13 protein-coding genes and 2 pseudogenes are annotated in these 14326 nt (G+C 55.3%); 9 read left to right on the top strand and 6 right to left on the bottom strand.

The features are described 5' to 3' along the window. The first annotated feature begins 8 nt into the window (after positions 1-8). Positions 9-632, top strand: coding sequence for a histidine phosphatase family protein (locus CPH80_RS14090; protein ID WP_096278745.1), 624 nt, complete (start codon positions 9-11; stop codon positions 630-632). On the opposite strand, the gene cobU is transcribed toward CPH80_RS14090, so the two are convergent. Beyond that, positions 613-1131, bottom strand: a complete 519-nt coding sequence (gene cobU, locus CPH80_RS14095; RefSeq protein ID WP_096278747.1) for a bifunctional adenosylcobinamide kinase/adenosylcobinamide-phosphate guanylyltransferase — start codon at positions 1129-1131, stop codon at positions 613-615. The genes CPH80_RS14090 and cobU overlap by 20 nt on opposite strands. Positions 1132-1270: 139 nt before the next feature. On the opposite strand from cobU, the gene CPH80_RS14100 reads away from it, so the two are divergent. Both CPH80_RS14100 and CPH80_RS14105 read left to right on the top strand, forming a co-directional pair. After that, a complete protein-coding gene (locus CPH80_RS14100) occupies positions 1271-3145 on the top strand; it encodes a putative nucleotidyltransferase substrate binding domain-containing protein (protein ID WP_096278749.1) in 1875 nt (624 codons plus the stop codon). After that, on the top strand, positions 3138-3866 hold the full coding sequence (locus CPH80_RS14105) for a 3'-5' exonuclease (RefSeq protein WP_096278751.1): 729 nt from the start codon (positions 3138-3140) through the stop codon (positions 3864-3866). Before CPH80_RS14100 ends, CPH80_RS14105 begins: the two co-directional genes overlap by 8 nt. A gap of 15 nt (positions 3867-3881) precedes the next feature. On the opposite strand, the gene msrA is transcribed toward CPH80_RS14105, so the two are convergent. From msrA to CPH80_RS23185, 3 genes and pseudogenes are all read right to left on the bottom strand, one after another. Continuing rightward, complete coding sequence (gene msrA, locus CPH80_RS14110) at positions 3882-5096, bottom strand: peptide-methionine (S)-S-oxide reductase MsrA (protein WP_096278753.1); 1215 nt, start codon at positions 5094-5096, stop codon at positions 3882-3884. A gap of 78 nt (positions 5097-5174) precedes the next feature. Further along, positions 5175-6515, bottom strand: coding sequence for a sensor histidine kinase (locus CPH80_RS14115; RefSeq protein ID WP_096278755.1), 1341 nt, complete (start codon positions 6513-6515; stop codon positions 5175-5177). 7 nt (positions 6516-6522) lie between these two features. Beyond that, positions 6523-6793 (bottom strand): annotated as a pseudogene (locus CPH80_RS23185) (response regulator); the annotation flags it as partial. Between the two features lie 262 nt (positions 6794-7055). Between CPH80_RS23185 and CPH80_RS14125 the strand changes: the two are divergent. The 5 genes and pseudogenes from CPH80_RS14125 (at position 7056) to CPH80_RS14150 (ending at position 10746) form a co-directional block, all read left to right on the top strand. Next, positions 7056-7463 carry a transposase gene (locus CPH80_RS14125; RefSeq protein ID WP_096278757.1) on the top strand — a complete coding sequence of 136 codons (408 nt, stop codon included), beginning with the start codon at positions 7056-7058 and terminating at the stop codon, positions 7461-7463. A 48-nt stretch (positions 7464-7511) separates the two neighbouring features. Further along, on the top strand, positions 7512-8390 hold the full coding sequence (locus CPH80_RS14130) for an IS3 family transposase (RefSeq protein ID WP_096278759.1): 879 nt from the start codon (positions 7512-7514) through the stop codon (positions 8388-8390). A gap of 170 nt (positions 8391-8560) precedes the next feature. Further along, positions 8561-9175 (top strand): FMN-dependent NADH-azoreductase, encoded by a 615-nt coding sequence (locus CPH80_RS14135; protein ID WP_096278761.1) that lies wholly within the window; start codon positions 8561-8563, stop codon positions 9173-9175. Positions 9176-9737: 562 nt separating this feature from the next. Beyond that, a pseudogene (locus CPH80_RS14140) lies at positions 9738-9920 on the top strand (helix-turn-helix domain-containing protein); the annotation flags it as partial. A gap of 235 nt (positions 9921-10155) precedes the next feature. After that, positions 10156-10746: a hypothetical protein gene (locus CPH80_RS14150; RefSeq protein ID WP_227520168.1), complete on the top strand. Its 591-nt coding sequence runs from the start codon at positions 10156-10158 to the stop codon at positions 10744-10746. On the opposite strand, the gene CPH80_RS14155 is transcribed toward CPH80_RS14150, so the two are convergent. Continuing rightward, positions 10743-11624: a carboxylate/amino acid/amine transporter gene (locus tag CPH80_RS14155; RefSeq protein ID WP_096278766.1), complete on the bottom strand. Its 882-nt coding sequence runs from the start codon at positions 11622-11624 to the stop codon at positions 10743-10745. The two genes, CPH80_RS14150 and CPH80_RS14155, sit on opposite strands and share 4 nt — an antisense overlap. 175 nt (positions 11625-11799) lie before the next feature. Here CPH80_RS14155 and CPH80_RS14160 point away from each other — a divergent pair, with 175 nt between their 5' ends. Next, a complete protein-coding gene (locus CPH80_RS14160; protein ID WP_096278768.1) occupies positions 11800-13203 on the top strand; it encodes an MATE family efflux transporter in 1404 nt (467 codons plus the stop codon). Here the strand turns inward: CPH80_RS14160 and CPH80_RS14165 are convergent. Beyond that, positions 13192-14220 carry a GGDEF domain-containing protein gene (locus CPH80_RS14165; RefSeq protein ID WP_096278770.1) on the bottom strand — a complete coding sequence of 343 codons (1029 nt, stop codon included), beginning with the start codon at positions 14218-14220 and terminating at the stop codon, positions 13192-13194. The genes CPH80_RS14160 and CPH80_RS14165 overlap by 12 nt on opposite strands. Between the last annotated feature and the right edge of the window lie 106 nt (positions 14221-14326).

The raw sequence follows: 14326 nt of genomic DNA on the forward strand, positions 1-14326 counted from the left end.
CAGTCACGATGTCTGATAGCACCACAGTGTTTGATCTCATTCGCCATGGCGAGCCCGAAGGTGGGCCCATGTATCGTGGCAGCAAAGACGACCCGTTAAGCGAGGCTGGCTGGCAGCAAATGCGGGGCGCTATTACGGAAACCGATACCTGGGATGCGATTGTCACCTCACCCATGCTGCGCTGCGTTCACTTTGCTCAGGAATTGGCAGACCGCTACGGAATCCCTCTAAACAAAGATGAACGCCTGCGAGAGATCAACTTTGGAGATTGGGAAGGGCGCACGGCGGATGAGGTAATGGCCAGCGATGGCGACAGGCTCAGCCGGTTCTGGGCGGACCCGGTTGCCTGCACGCCACCGGGCGGTGAGCGGGCTGCGCACTTCAACCAACGTGTTGTTGAAAGTTGGCATCACTGGCAACAAGCGCTTGCGGGCCAGAATGTACTGATTGTTTGCCACGGCGGTGTCATAAGGATGGTTATTGCGAACGCCATGAACATCCCACTGCAGCACTCATTCTCCAGCCTAACCACACCTTATGCTTGCCGAAGCAGAATACGGGTAGACACCTCAGATCACGGGCGGTTTCAAAGCCTGGTGGCGCACGGAGCATTCACGGCTTCAACACCATAGACAACCCGGCGACACTCATCACCACCTTGTCGCTTACCGTTGCCAGTGACTGATTCAGCCAACCCAGCTCATCGGCAAACCGGCGGGTGAGCGGATCCATCCCAATCGTACCCAGCCCTACTTCGTTGCTAACAATTACCAGCTCGCCGGGATAACGGCTTACGTGTTGTAAAAACGCTTCTCGCTCACAGGCAAACGTTTCTTCACCGGCGTGCAGCAGGTTACTCAGCCACAGGCTCATGCAGTCCACCAGAAGGCACGGCGCGCTCTGTGTCTGTGCATAGCGGGCAAGCACCTGCCCCAGAGCAAGCGCCTCTTCCTCCAGCCCCCAGTCGGCGGGGCGTTGCTGCTGGTGGCGCTGAATACGCGCCCGCATCTCGTCATCATTCGCCGTTGCCGTGGCGAGATACACAACGGAGCTATTTGCTGTGTTTGATGCCAAGCGCTCTGCAAGCGCGGTTTTACCTGAACGGATGCCGCCAAGAACAAGAGTATGCATGTTTGGGTGTTTCTCTCAGAATCATGCAGGCATGCTAACCGGCTGATACGCCGCAAAGCAAAAACCCCGGCCTCGCCGCGCAACCGGTGGTTTCTGCTATAGTTTTGCCAAAGCGCTATTTTTTCATCCGGGAGACAGCATGCAGGCTGAACTGATCGATATCCGCAACCACCTTGTCCAGCATTCGCCGTTTAACGACATGCCGGAGGAGCTGGTTAATCAGCTCACTGCCAGCATTGAAATCAGCTATGTGCGAGCGGGAACCCAGATCCTGGAAACAGGGCAACCCAGCACCCACATGTATTATTTGCGCAGCGGTGCCGTGGAAATTTTCCGTCGCTCCGGCGAGCTCTATAACCGCATAGGTGAGGGCGAAATTTTCGGCCAGTTTGGCCTTCTTATGCAGCGGCAGGTGCGGTTTCCTGCCCGGGCGCTAGAAGACAGCCTGCTATACCGAGTGCCAGCCGAGATCTTCCATTCCGTGTTTGAAAACGATGAAAGCTTTGCCGACTTTGTGGAGATAGAGGATCGCAGCCGTTTGCGCTCGGCGCTCTCACGCCGGGAAAAGTCCAACGCACTGATGACCTCCCGCGTTAGCCGCCTGATCTCCCGTAAAACCGTGTCAGCACCCAGCACCGTGCGGTTGCAGGAAGCCGCGCGCATTATGACGGATAACGGCGTATCGGCTCTGCTACTGATGGACGGTGAGGGCGACAGTGCACGCCTGGCGGGCATTATCACCGACCGTGATCTGCGCACCCGCGCTGTCACCGAAGCACTGCCCTCTGAAACACCCGTCAGCGAAATCATGTCTGAAGGGCTGATCACCATACGTGCCAGCAGCTATATCTTTGAAGCCATGCTCACCATGTTGCACAACAACGTGCACCACCTTCCGGTGGTAGATGGCCATGAGGTTCGGGGCGTGGTCGCGCTTGCGGATATTGTGAAATATGAAAGCCAAAGCAGCCTGTACCTAGTAAGCAATATCTACCATCAAAAGCATGTAAAAGGCCTGAAGAAAATCAGCCGCGATGTCCGCGACAGCTTTGTGCGTATGGTCAATGAAGATGCCAACTCGCACATGATCGGCAGTGCCATGGCCGGTATTGGCCGCAGCTTTACCCAGCGCCTGCTGGAGTTGGGTGAGGAAGAACTGGGCCCACCACCTGTGCCCTACTGCTTCATGGCTCTGGGTTCCATGGCGCGGGACGAACAGTTGGTGGTGACCGACCAAGACAACGCCATGATTCTAGACGACAGCTTTGTGCCGGAAGAGCACGATGAGTACTTTCTGGCGCTGGCGAAGTTTGTGTCCGACGGCCTGGCCGATTGCGGCTATATCTACTGCACTGGCGATATCATGGCCACCAACCCAAAGTGGCGCCAACCTTTAAAGGTATGGCGGAGTTACTTTATCGACTGGATTGGAAACCCCAAGGCGGAAGCCCTGCTGAACAGCAACATCTTCTTTGATCTCGATGGCATCTACGGCCGTACGGGGTTTGCAGAAGATCTCAAAACTCTGATTGCAGAAAAAGCCAGTAACAGTCAGCTTTTCTTAACCTTGATGGCGCGCAATGCACTCAACCGCACGCCCCCGCTCGGCTTTTTCCGCACCTTTGTGCTCGAGGAAGACGGCAAGCACCAGAAAACGTTCAACCTAAAGCGTCGGGGCACGGCGCCTCTGTCTGATCTTATCCGCATTCACGCTCTGGCATGCGGTTCCCGGGCACAGAACTCCTTTGAGCGTCTGAAGGATATCGGCAGCACCAAGCTTATCCTTGAAGATGATTTAGGTAACTTGAGAGACGCGCTCGAGTTCATTTCTATTGTGCGCATACGCCACCAGGCACTGTCTCTCGAGGCGGGTGAAGAGCCGGACAACAACGTGCGGCCAGAAGACTTGTCGCCATTTGAGCGTAGCCATCTGAAGGATGCTTTCCAGGTTGTTAGCAACGCCCAGAAGTTTCTCCGGTTCCGTTACAACACCCAGGCGACTCGGCATGTCTGAGATCCCATCCATACCCGATGCCGTAAAACGCTTGCCTTGGCCAGAGCAGTACCAAGCTCTAGCCAACAGTGCCGAAGCGCCCGTACTGAAAGCCTTTTACGAAGCTGGCTGCCCCTCTGCGGAAACCCCAATATCCGAGGTGCCCATGGTGGCACTGGATTTTGAGACCACAGGTATGGAGGCAGAGGGGCACTCGATCGTCAGTATTGGGCTGGTACCCTTTACACTGGACGCCATTCAGCTTAACCAGGCAAAACACTGGGTAGTTCGCCCCAGACTACCGCTACACCAAACGTCAGTTACCTTTCACGGCATCACCCACGCCGACATAGACGCAGCGCCGGATCTGTCAGAAATACTTGAGGAGGTCTTTGCCAGCCTGAACGGCCGCATTCCCGTGGTGCACTTCAGGAATATCGAGCGACCTTTCCTGAATGTGGCTTTGCTGAGCCGCCTTAATGAGGGGATTCGTTTCCCAGTGATCGACACCATGGCCATTGAGGCGCACCTGCACCCAGATCGGCAACCGTCTTTTGTGCAACGGGTTATGGGTAAGCAATCGGTATCTATCCGCTTGGCAGACAGCAGAAAACGCTATGGGCTGCCTCACTACGCCGCCCATAACGCTCTGATTGATGCCATTGCCACTGCGGAATTACTGCAGGCCGAGATACTTCATCACTTCAGCCCGCAAACTCCTATTGGTGACTTGTGGCTTTGATGCACTCTTCAGGCTTTACTGCGACGCCTTCACTTGGGCTATCCAGTCGCCGTAGCCAGCCTCCGCCATTTCTTCCAGAGGGATGAACGTCATAGCGGCGGAGTTCATGCAGTAACGCAGGCCGGTAGGCGCGGGGCCATCATTGAATACATGCCCTACGTGTGAATCGGCAAAGCGGCTGCGAATCTCTGTGCGAGTGGTAAAAAACCCGTTGTCTTCTTTTTCCACGACCATATCCGTGCTCAGCGGGCGGGTGAAACTCGGCCAGCCAGTGCCGGATTTATACTGGTCGCGGGAGGAGAACAGAGGCTCACCCGACACAACATCTACGTATAGTCCTAGGCGTTTGTTATCCCAATACGGATTACTGAATGCCCGCTCCGTGCCGTCGTTCTGTGTTACGTTAAACTGAGTGCTGGTAAGGCGCTGTTTCAGAGTGTCTGCATCCGGCTTAACGAACGCCTGTGGATCAAAACCTTTTTTGCCACCCGAGCTACTTGCTCCTACGTTCTCTTTAGTGCTCTTTGCGGCACTGGCGGCTGGTTTGAACTGGCTGAAGTCCAGCTCATAATCATCACCATAAACATCTTCGATGAACTGGTAACGGCCCGAGTTGAAGGTGTAGAAATTATAGCGCACCGGATTCTTTTTGTAGTAATCCTGGTGATACTTCTCAGCGGCATAAAAGGTCTTCAGCGGTGTAATCTCGATGACTACCGGGTTGTCATAAATACCAGACGCCTGCAGCTCTTTCTTAGCGGTTTCAGCCACGCGCTTCTGTTCGGCGTTGTGGTAGAAAATACCCGGGCGGTACTGTTTGCCACGGTCAACAAACTGACCATTGGCGTCTGTGGGGTTCATCATTCTCCAAAGGCCTTGCAGCAAACCTTCGTAGGTGATTTCTTTCGGGTCGTAGTAAACCTGCACAGCTTCGGTGTGTCCGGTGCTGCCGGAAGCCACCTGCTGATAGGTCGGGTTGGTCTCATCCCCGCCGGTATAGCCAGAAACGGCCTCTACCACGCCGGGGATTTTCTCGTAACCGGATTCCACACACCAGAAACAGCCACCGGCAACAGTCGCGACCTTCAGGCGGGGATCTGACGGTGCATATTCATTGGCGCTTTCATTGGCACTAGCTGTACTCTTTTCGGCCGTGGCAATGGCGGCATAGAAGGCGCCGGTGGCCGCTACGAGCAGCGCGGCGACCATAGCGAGTATTTTTCGGTTCATAACAACTCTCCTAAGAGTAATAACGTAAGCCATCCTATCGCCGTGACTTCACCAAAACGTTCCCTAATTCTTACGAATCTATAACGTTGTGGATTCTTTTTCCGCTGAATCAGCCAGCGGCAACCAGAAACAGAACGTGGCACCTGCCCTCGGATGGCTTTCTACGGAGACCCGCCCCTGCTGCAATTCCGCCATCCTGCGTGCAATGGCAAGGCCCAGGCCAGCATGCCCTGTGCGGCTCGCGCCAGGCCCCTGATAAAACGGGTCGAACACATGGTCGATATCTGCCAGCACCATCGCAGGCTGAGCCGTGGTGATGTTAAGCGCAACGCTTGCCTGCTCTGCCTTCGGTCTGTGCTTTTGCACCACATCGTGCAGCAGTTCTGCTGGCATGAACGGCTCTGCAAAAGGCTGCCGTTCGCGGGCATCCAAGGCTGCAAGTTCAAACAGCTCATCAACCAGTTTGCTGAGGCGAAGGGTTTCAGCCAGTGCCACATTAAGAAAGCGCCGGCGCTCATCTGGGCTCAGTTCCTGCTGCTTCATTCCCAGGGTTTCCAAGTAGCCCTGAATCGACGCCAGCGGTGTGCGCAAATCGTGTGACACCTGAGCCACTAACTGACGGCGCTGGTGATCTTTGTCTTTCAGCAGTTCCAGTTGGCCTGCAATACGCGCCGCCATTTGATCAAACCGAATCGCCAGATAATCTACATCGTCCCCCGGGACACCGGTTTCATCTGCAATGCCAATACTCGCGGTATCTTTTGTCTCCGCTTCAAAGGCCTCCACACGAGCGGTCAGCCCCGACAGGCGTCGTGTCAGTAGCCGGAAGAACACCAGGCCTGCCAGCAGCCCCACAAAAAGACTGATGGCCAGAGCGCCTCCGCCCATCCGCAATAATCGATCGCTGTGCACCATGCCCTCAGCAAAATCGTATTCCTCGCCCCGGAGCACGACATACAGGTAACCAGTGGGATGTTCGGCGCTGGGTACCGGGGTGACTGAGAACACCTTGTGCCGGTCATGGCTGCGCGGGTCATCGCCCTGTATAGGATAGGCGTCTGGGTTATTCAGCAGCTTGTGAATAGGCTCCAGCGATACGTGCTTGCGTTTGATCTTGGCCGGATCGGCGGAGTAGGAAAGAATACGCCCGGCCTGATCCAGCAGATAAATCTCGATGCTGGGGTTGATGCTCATGTAAAGCTCAAACAGGCGTTCCAGCTCGCTGTGGTTGATTTTGCCGTTAGTCACCAGATTACGATCTGAGACTAGGTTGCTGGCTAGATCGCGGTTGAGTTCCTGGCCTACGGCTGCGCTGTACTCACGCACGGAATATAGGCTTAGCGCCGTAAACAGCCCGCCAACAATCACCAGCAGCAAAAACAGGCCCAGGGCCAGGCGCGCATAAAGGGTTTGAAACAGGGGGCGGATCTACCCGCCGGAACAAGGCTTTAATGCGAGCAGAAAGCTCAGCGATGCTGAAGGGTTTGGTGAGATAATCATCCGCACCCATTTCTAGCCCAAGCACTCGATCCAGCTCGGTGCTTTTGGCGGTCAGCATAAGCACCGGAACATAACCGGGAATCCCACGAATCTCCCCGATCCACGAGCACCGGCTGCATATCCAGATCTTTGATCTGCATACTGACCAGCTCGCCGATCCCGGGGTTGTCCTCAATAATCAGTACGGCTCGTGTCATGGTGCTCCGGCTCATTTGTCTGTGCTGTGCAATCAGCCCATTACGCTTAGGGTTCTTAGTGCAGTCTAACGTGAAAACTTCACGAATCTGTCACACGTGGCAGTTTGTTCTTTTTGAGCCTACGCTAAAGAAACTTCCCGATGGATGGAACCTGAAACATGTCACTAATAAGGAGAGCCTTACCCTGTGTGTCAACCTCAGTCCATACACTCAGTCTATGAGTTAACATAGATTTCAGGGCGCGGATTGAGGAGTAAAAGCTATGCCAAAACCCGAGTCACAGATCCCTGATAACCAGGTCCAGCCGGATGCCCGTTTGGAGAAGCGTACCCGTCGTCGGTTTTCTACGGAATACAAGCTGAGAATATTGGCTGAAGCGGATCAATGCGCCCATGGTGAACTGGACCAGTTATTGCGTCGTGAAAAGCTCTACAGCAACCAGTTGAGCGAATGGCGCAAGCAGCTTGAGATCGGCGGGGAGGCCGGTCTGTCCAAGTCTTCGCCGGGGCCGAAAGCCGCCAAGACTCCAGAGCAGAAGCGCATTGAGCAGTTGGAAAAGGAACTGGCGAAAACGCAACACCGGTTGCGGGTCACTGAAGACTGTGTGGATCTCCAAAAAAAAGCCTTGTCGATGCTCGATCTGTCGAACAATGGGAAGGATCCATCATGAGGGTTCTGACGCAGCGTCCTGAGCTTATGCCGCTGACACTGGCCTGTGATGTTCTGGGACCAGACACCGTATCAGGTCTATCACACGCTGCTCGAACGCGGTGAATGCCTGGGGTCGCTCAGTACGTTGTATCGGGTGCTGAGAGAAGCTAACCAGACCGGCGAGCGACGCAACCAGCGTGCACCCCAATCGCATGCCATGCCACGGCTCACGTCCACACGGCCCAACGCAGTGTGGACGTGGGACATTACCAAATTAGCGACAACCCGGCGGGGCGTTTACCTCAATTTGTACGTGGTCATGGATCTGTTCAGCCGTTATGTGGTTGCCTGGATGGTCTCTCGCAAGGAGAACAGTCAGCTGGCTCAACAACTCATGGAGCAGACATTGACACGCTATGGCCTGGACAACCAGCAGGTCACCCTGCATCAGGATCGCGGCTCCCCGATGATCGCCAAGAGCTTCCTCGACCTGATGGCGGACTTCGGCGTGGTCTGCAGCCACAGTCGCCCCAGAGTCAGCAACGACAATCCGTACAGTGAAAACCAGTTCAAGACACTTAAACACCAGCCCGACTATCCGGGCCGGTTCGACAGTCCGGGGCATGCCCGGCTCTGGGCCTCCGATTACTTTGCCTGGTATAACCATGAACACCACCACGGTGGCTTGAACGGCTTTACGCCGGCCCAAGTCTATACCGGTGAATTCACGGGTATCGCGAAAAACCGACAAGCTGCCCTGACACGCTATTACGAGAAGCACTCTGAACGCTTTGTACGCGGCAAACCTACTTCAGCCTTGCCGCCGGAGGCCGCTCACATCAACTCGATTACATCAGAAGACTCAGGCAGCGAGGACAGCGCCGCCGTGAACTTCCCGACTCTGTCTGCCGCACGCGAAGCGTTGGCACGGGCAAATCGATATTAACTTTTTAAAGAGCTGTCCATATGAGGTTGACAGGTTCGAAAAGGCTTTTATACTATTTATACTGGGGTCTTCAATATCCGCCACCGGTTTGCGCACTACGACTTCATACCTCGACCGAATACGGCTAACACTGGGAACCGCCAGTTTCAGTCATTCCATGGGAGAAAACGATGTTCCGTCTGCTTCATGTCAGTTCGTCCCCGCGCCGTGGGGAAAGTGAGTCGTTGGCCCTCGCCGAGGTATTTCTTGATGCCTACACCGCCAAGCATCCCGAGGTAGAGGTGGAGCGCCTCGACCTGTGGCAGGCCAACTTGCCGGCGTTTGGCTTCGATTCGGCCAGCGCGAAGATGGCTGTCTTCGGCGGCGGCGAACCCGCCGGCAATGATCAGGTGTCTGCGTGGGAACAAGCCAGAGCGATCTTCGATCGCTTCGCTGCAGCGGATGCCTACCTGTTCAGCGTGCCCATGTGGAACGCCGGCGTTCCCTACATCCTCAAGCAATGGATCGACATCATCACCCAGCCCGGCTGGGCGTTCGGACTCGATCCGGAGGCCGGCTACACCGGCCTGATCCAGGGCAAGAAGGCCACCACCATCTACACCAGCGGCGTACACCCGGCCTTTGGCCAGGATTTCCAACGCAGCTTCTTCGACGACTGGCTGCGCTTCATCGGCATTACGGACATTACCGAGATCCGCTTCCAGCCGACTGTGCTTACCGCCAATCCCGATGAAGACCGAGCCGCGGCGCAAGCCCAAGCCCGCGATGCTGCCAAGGCTTTTTGAGCAAGTGGTTGGGCCGGTTACTACATAAATCGGGGTAGACGAGAAGAACATCAGTCGGAACACGTCCCCGACAGCCAGCATCAGCAGTAGCTGGCGCCGGGTCAGGCACGCCTGAGGGATGAATCGGATCAGCGTCGACACGCCGGCAGCCATCATCAAGTCCGTAAAAGCTGATGCGCTGTATGGGTCGGGCGGCGCCCCGTAGGCGAATGCCGGCGCGATCAACACGATACCGACAAGGATCGCGCCGAGCCCCAGAGCTGGCATCCAAATGCGCTCTTGCGCGGTGGCAGGCCCGAAGGAAAAACCGGAGTCAGATCGGCATCTCACCAGGGACCAACGTTTCATGGATATGGCACCATAAACCCTCTTTTCGGGCCAGCAAGAAATTAAGCTAAAGTCTGTGTACGGGAGACGGTAGGTAGGAAAGGTGGTGTATCTTGTTGATTGATCAAGACCAAGATCTCAAGCAAGACGCGTGGATACGCCATGACCGACTTTACCCACCGGGGGGCATTATCTGATATTTACCACCTGACCCTTTTCATCCGGAGAAGGCCAGATGCCAGCGAAAAGGTTATCCATGCGTAAGATCAAAGAAGTTCTTCGCCTCAAGTGGGAGCGAGGGCTGAGTAACCGCCAGATTGCGGCGGCCTGTGGCGTCAGCCGCCCCACGGTGAGCGAATACCTGCGCCGTACGGCCGAGGCAGGTCTGAGCTGGCCACTGCCAGCGGACCTAAACGAGTGCCCTGACACGCTATTACGAGAAGCACTCTGAACGCTTTGTGCGCGGCAAACCTACTTCAGCCTTGCCGCCGGAGGCCGCTCACATCAACCCGATTACATCCGAAGACTCAGGCAGCGAGGACAGCGCCGCCGTGAACTTCCCGACTTTGTCTGCCGCACGCGAAGCGTTGGCGCGGGCAAATCGATATTAACTTTTTAAAGAGCTGTCCATATGAGGTTGACAGGTTCCGCTTATGAATCCGTTTAACACGCAACACACTACCTTTCATTACCGCCAGCTGACGGTTGTGCTGGCGCTCATGCTGTCTTTAGTATCGTTCAGCGCCCACGCAGAGAAGCTAACGGACAGCACAATCCGCGCCTTCATCACGTCGTTGGAAAAAGCCCAGACTTTGGCGCCAGAGTTTGAGGAACTGAATGACGAACAGAACATTGAATCGATTGATCTCTCACGAATTTTTAGCTCTTCCGTTGAAGAACTAAAAGGCGAGGATGCCTACGGGCGCTTGGAAGACTTGGTTCAAGACAATGGCTTCAACGACCTAAACGAATGGGCCGCCACCGGCGACCGTATTTACGCTGCCTGGATGGCCATTGAAATGGCGGATCAAAGCCCTGAGATCAATCAGGAAATGCAAAGCGCCATGGCCGAGCTAGAGAATAATCCGAACATGAGCGATCAGCAAAAAGCCCAAATGCGATCGATGATGGAAGCGGCGCTTGGTGTTACTAAAATGGCCAGCGAAGCGCCCCCCGCTGACATTGAAGCCGTCAAACCCCACGTGAAAGCGTTGCAAGCCGTCACAAACGACGCGGAGGACTAACTTTCGCCCACAAAATAGCTGTGGGAAGCACGGGGATGAAGGCGAGCGTTCACCCACAGTGAAAACGCTAAAACAGCGCCCCCTATGGCAAGCCGAAACAGATCGGCGTCCTGGTTCCAGATCAGGAGGTTTACCAGCAACCCCGCTGGCACCAGAACGTTGTTCATGATGGCGAGTGTGCCCGCATCCACTTTGCAGGCGCCGCGGTTCCACAGGAACAGGCCAATCCCGGAAGCTGCCAGCCCCAGCCACGTCAAAACGCCCCATTGCAGCGCCGTTGTGGGCAAGCGGTCGGCATTGCCGAACACTATAAAAGACGGCAATGCGATAATCAGCGCACCCATAAAGAAGTAGCCAAAGGTACGATACGCGGGGATATCAACCGGGTAGCGCTTCATAACGTGTTTATAGCCAACCTGGCCTGCGGCAAAGGTGAAGTTCGCAACCTGCAGCAGCAAGAAACCCGTAATGAAATCCTCGCTGAGGCCATCGTAACGAATTATTCCGGCGCCGAGTGTGGCTATCGCGGCAGCCACCAGTGCAACTGGGGAAAATCGACGGAACAGCGCGTCGTCAAGCAAGGTTACGTAAAGCGGCGTGAATATGGTGAACAGCAGCACTTCCGGTACCGTTAGATAGCTGAACGAGCGATACAGGCACAGGTAGGTAATGCCAAACTGCAGCATACCCGTTACCAGAATGCCCAACCGGAGCCCTCCGGGTACACCCCGCCACCGGGTAAAAGGCAGAAAAATCAGCGTCGCCAGCAACACACGGCTAAGTACCGCAAAATCGCTGTCTACCTGCCCGGCGAGAAACTCGCCAATCAAGCTGAAGGAAAAAGCCCAGAGCACTGTTACAAAGACCAGTAGTCCCATAATGACTGCCATCTGTATGAATTAGGGCGAGTATCTTAGCGGGTTTTCAAGCTGGTTTCAGTGTCTCTGAGTGGCAATTCCTTATGACATGAACCATCGCAACCCGGTAGCATGTTCAGCCCGCAAATAAACCAGCCGAGACATTTGTCAGTTTCAGCTCTTCGGACAACACCCTATGGATGAAGCCCACCAGCCACTTCCACAAGTCCGCAAGCCGCTAATTTCGCGGACGCTGATTGAATGGAAAACCCTGGCAATACTGGGCGGGCCGATTCTGATTGCCCAGATAGCGCAAATGGCCAACGGTGTTATCGACACGGTCATGGCCGGCCATGCCAGTGCCGAAGACCTTGCGGGCGTGGGTATCGGTAGCAGCCTGTGGATGCCGTTGTTCCTGTTTTTTATGGGTATGCTCGGAGCACTGCAGCCCATTATTTCCGGTTACAACGGTGCCCGCACGCCAGAGAAAATCATGCCGGCCACTTGGCAAGGCTTATACATCGCCGGTGTGGGCGCAATCATCATGATTCTGCTGCTCACCAACGTGCACCCGGTTCTGGAGGGGCTGAACCTGGAAGCCAGCACGGCACGCATTACCCAAGGTTACCTGAATGCCTTTGCCTGGGGCATTCCCGCGCTCTTGTTGATGACCGCGCTCCGAGGACTAACTGACGGCCTGGGGTACACCCGGGTGATTATGGCGTTTTCTGTGCTGAGCACGCTGATTAACCTGCCGCTCAATTACATTTTTATTTATGGAAAGCTGGGCCTGCCTGCCATGGGCGGCATTGGTTGTGGCTGGGCAACGTCACTTTCCAACGGGTTCGCCGCAATCGCACTGCTGATCTATCTGAATCGAAGCAAACTCTTCAAGCAGTTTCACCTGATTGGCAGCCGTGCAAAGCCCAACGCGCGCCTGATTCGCTATATCCTCAGCATTGGCATACCCATCGGGTTCACAATTTTTGTTGAAGCCAGCATGTTCTCGGTGATTGCGCTGTTTCTTGCGCCACTGGGGCCGGTTGTCGTGGCCGGTCATCAGGTGGCATTGAACGTGGTGTCTCTGCTGTTCATGCTGCCGCTGAGTATCGGCATGGCTCTTACACTGCGAGTTAGTTTTCTTCTGGGTGCAGGCGCGCCAGATACGGCCCGCTTGATTTCCCGCAGTTCACTGATTCTTGCGGCCACCACAGCCTTGGTGTTCGCCATTCTCCTGTTTGCTTTCTCACAGGGCATCTCAGCTCTTTACACCAGCGATGCCGATGTTCAGGCGGTTACTACAAGACTGTTGATGTTTGCGGCTATATTCCAGGTGGCGGATGTTATCCAGGTTACCTGCATCAGCGCCCTGAGAGGCTACAAGGACACGGGCATACCCATGTTGATCATGCTGTTCTCATTCTGGGGTGTGGGGTTGCCGCTGGGTTATGCCCTAACGTTTACCGACTTGATTACTCCCGCTATGGGCGCGGCAGGCTTCTGGGTGGGGCTGACCGGGGGCCTGGCATCTGCCAGTGTGTTGCTGGGGTGGAGGCTATTTCGCTATCGCCCGAAACCCAGTGGGCAACTAGCCGGTTAGCTCGGGGCTGCCAGCAGGCGAGCTCTTGTCAGCCGCTGGTATATTATCCGAAAAAACGACTCGGTCGCGGCCAGTTTCTTTAGCCTCATAAAGCGCCGTATCCGCCCGCTTCAGCCAGCTATCAACACCTTCACCGTGTTTGAGCAGTGCTACTCCGAACGATGTGCTGATAGTGCCCCCCGGATGCTTAATCTTTTTACGCATAATATGCTGAAGGTTATTCATTACCGCTGTCAGCCCATCCCCGTCAACACCTGGCAGCAGGAGTACAAACTCTTCGCCGCCATAACGAAAAAGCTGGTCGGATTTGCGTGTGTGCTGCTGAACCAGTGTCACCAGGTCAACCAGTACACCATCTCCAACTCCATGACCGTACTCATCGTTCACCTTCTTGAAGTGATCAATATCCAGCATCACCAGAGCGTATAGCAAACCGGTGCGCTCAGCGTAGGCTGCTGCCAAGTTAAGCTCCTCATCCATGGAGCGCCGATTTTTTACACCGGTCAGCGGGTCCAGGGTCGCTAACTGTTCCAAGCGCTCGCGCTGCTCGTCTGAACGCTGGGCAAACGCATAGGCGGTGGCGCTGACCACAATGGCGGTTGCCGCAAAGCTCCACATTTGGACATCGCTCTGAAAAAGATCGCCCTGAACCATCATGGCGGCGATCGACGCAAGATTGAGAAAGGTGGCAATGCGGGGGCTAACCAGGAAGAAGGCGGTCACAAGGCAGGGATAAAGCCAGAACAAACCTACCTCCCCAACCACCGCAGCTACCGCAACTGCCCCAGAGCAGGCGATGACAGCGAGCACCATCCCGCTGCGACGGGTGTCGCCGGTTATCCACGCATAAGCCATTGCGCTAGAGATACCCAGCAGAATAGACGTATCTATCAATCCGGCGACAACATTACCCTGCAGAAAGCGCATGGCAGCAAACGGGGTAATCCCCAGTAATGCACTGGCACCCAAGATAGTAATAATCGACAACCGAAAGTCATTTTTGAGGCGATTTAGCATGCCTGTCATCTTCCCGCCAAGCAGAGTTTACCCCTCAAGCATAATCCAGAGAGGCGCAATAAGCGCTGAATCCTACGTTTTTTAACAAAATGACCGCAAAGTGTCA

Origin of the sequence: Marinobacter sp. LV10R510-11A (assembly GCF_900215155.1) — a bacterium.
Lineage (GTDB): Bacteria > Pseudomonadota > Gammaproteobacteria > Pseudomonadales > Oleiphilaceae > Marinobacter.

Bases quoted from the DNA above. Each gene is read 5' to 3' on its own strand.
- CPH80_RS14160 (WP_096278768.1), top strand. From the start codon at position 11,800: ATGGATGAAGCCCACCAGCCACTTCCACAAGTCCGCAAGCCGCTAATT.
- cobU (WP_096278747.1), bottom strand. From the start codon at position 1,131: ATGCATACTCTTGTTCTTGGCGGCATCCGTTCAGGTAAAACCGCGCTT.
- CPH80_RS14090 (WP_096278745.1), top strand. From the start codon at position 9: ATGTCTGATAGCACCACAGTGTTTGATCTCATTCGCCATGGCGAGCCC.
- CPH80_RS14135 (WP_096278761.1), top strand. From the start codon at position 8,561: ATGTTCCGTCTGCTTCATGTCAGTTCGTCCCCGCGCCGTGGGGAAAGT.
- CPH80_RS14155 (WP_096278766.1), bottom strand. From the start codon at position 11,624: ATGGGACTACTGGTCTTTGTAACAGTGCTCTGGGCTTTTTCCTTCAGC.
- CPH80_RS14165 (WP_096278770.1), bottom strand. From the start codon at position 14,220: ATGCTAAATCGCCTCAAAAATGACTTTCGGTTGTCGATTATTACTATC.
- CPH80_RS14100 (WP_096278749.1), top strand. From the start codon at position 1,271: ATGCAGGCTGAACTGATCGATATCCGCAACCACCTTGTCCAGCATTCG.
- CPH80_RS14130 (WP_096278759.1), top strand. From the start codon at position 7,512: ATGTTCTGGGACCAGACACCGTATCAGGTCTATCACACGCTGCTCGAA.
- CPH80_RS14105 (WP_096278751.1), top strand. From the start codon at position 3,138: ATGTCTGAGATCCCATCCATACCCGATGCCGTAAAACGCTTGCCTTGG.
- CPH80_RS14150 (WP_227520168.1), top strand. From the start codon at position 10,156: ATGAATCCGTTTAACACGCAACACACTACCTTTCATTACCGCCAGCTG.
- msrA (WP_096278753.1), bottom strand. From the start codon at position 5,096: ATGAACCGAAAAATACTCGCTATGGTCGCCGCGCTGCTCGTAGCGGCC.
- CPH80_RS14125 (WP_096278757.1), top strand. From the start codon at position 7,056: ATGCCAAAACCCGAGTCACAGATCCCTGATAACCAGGTCCAGCCGGAT.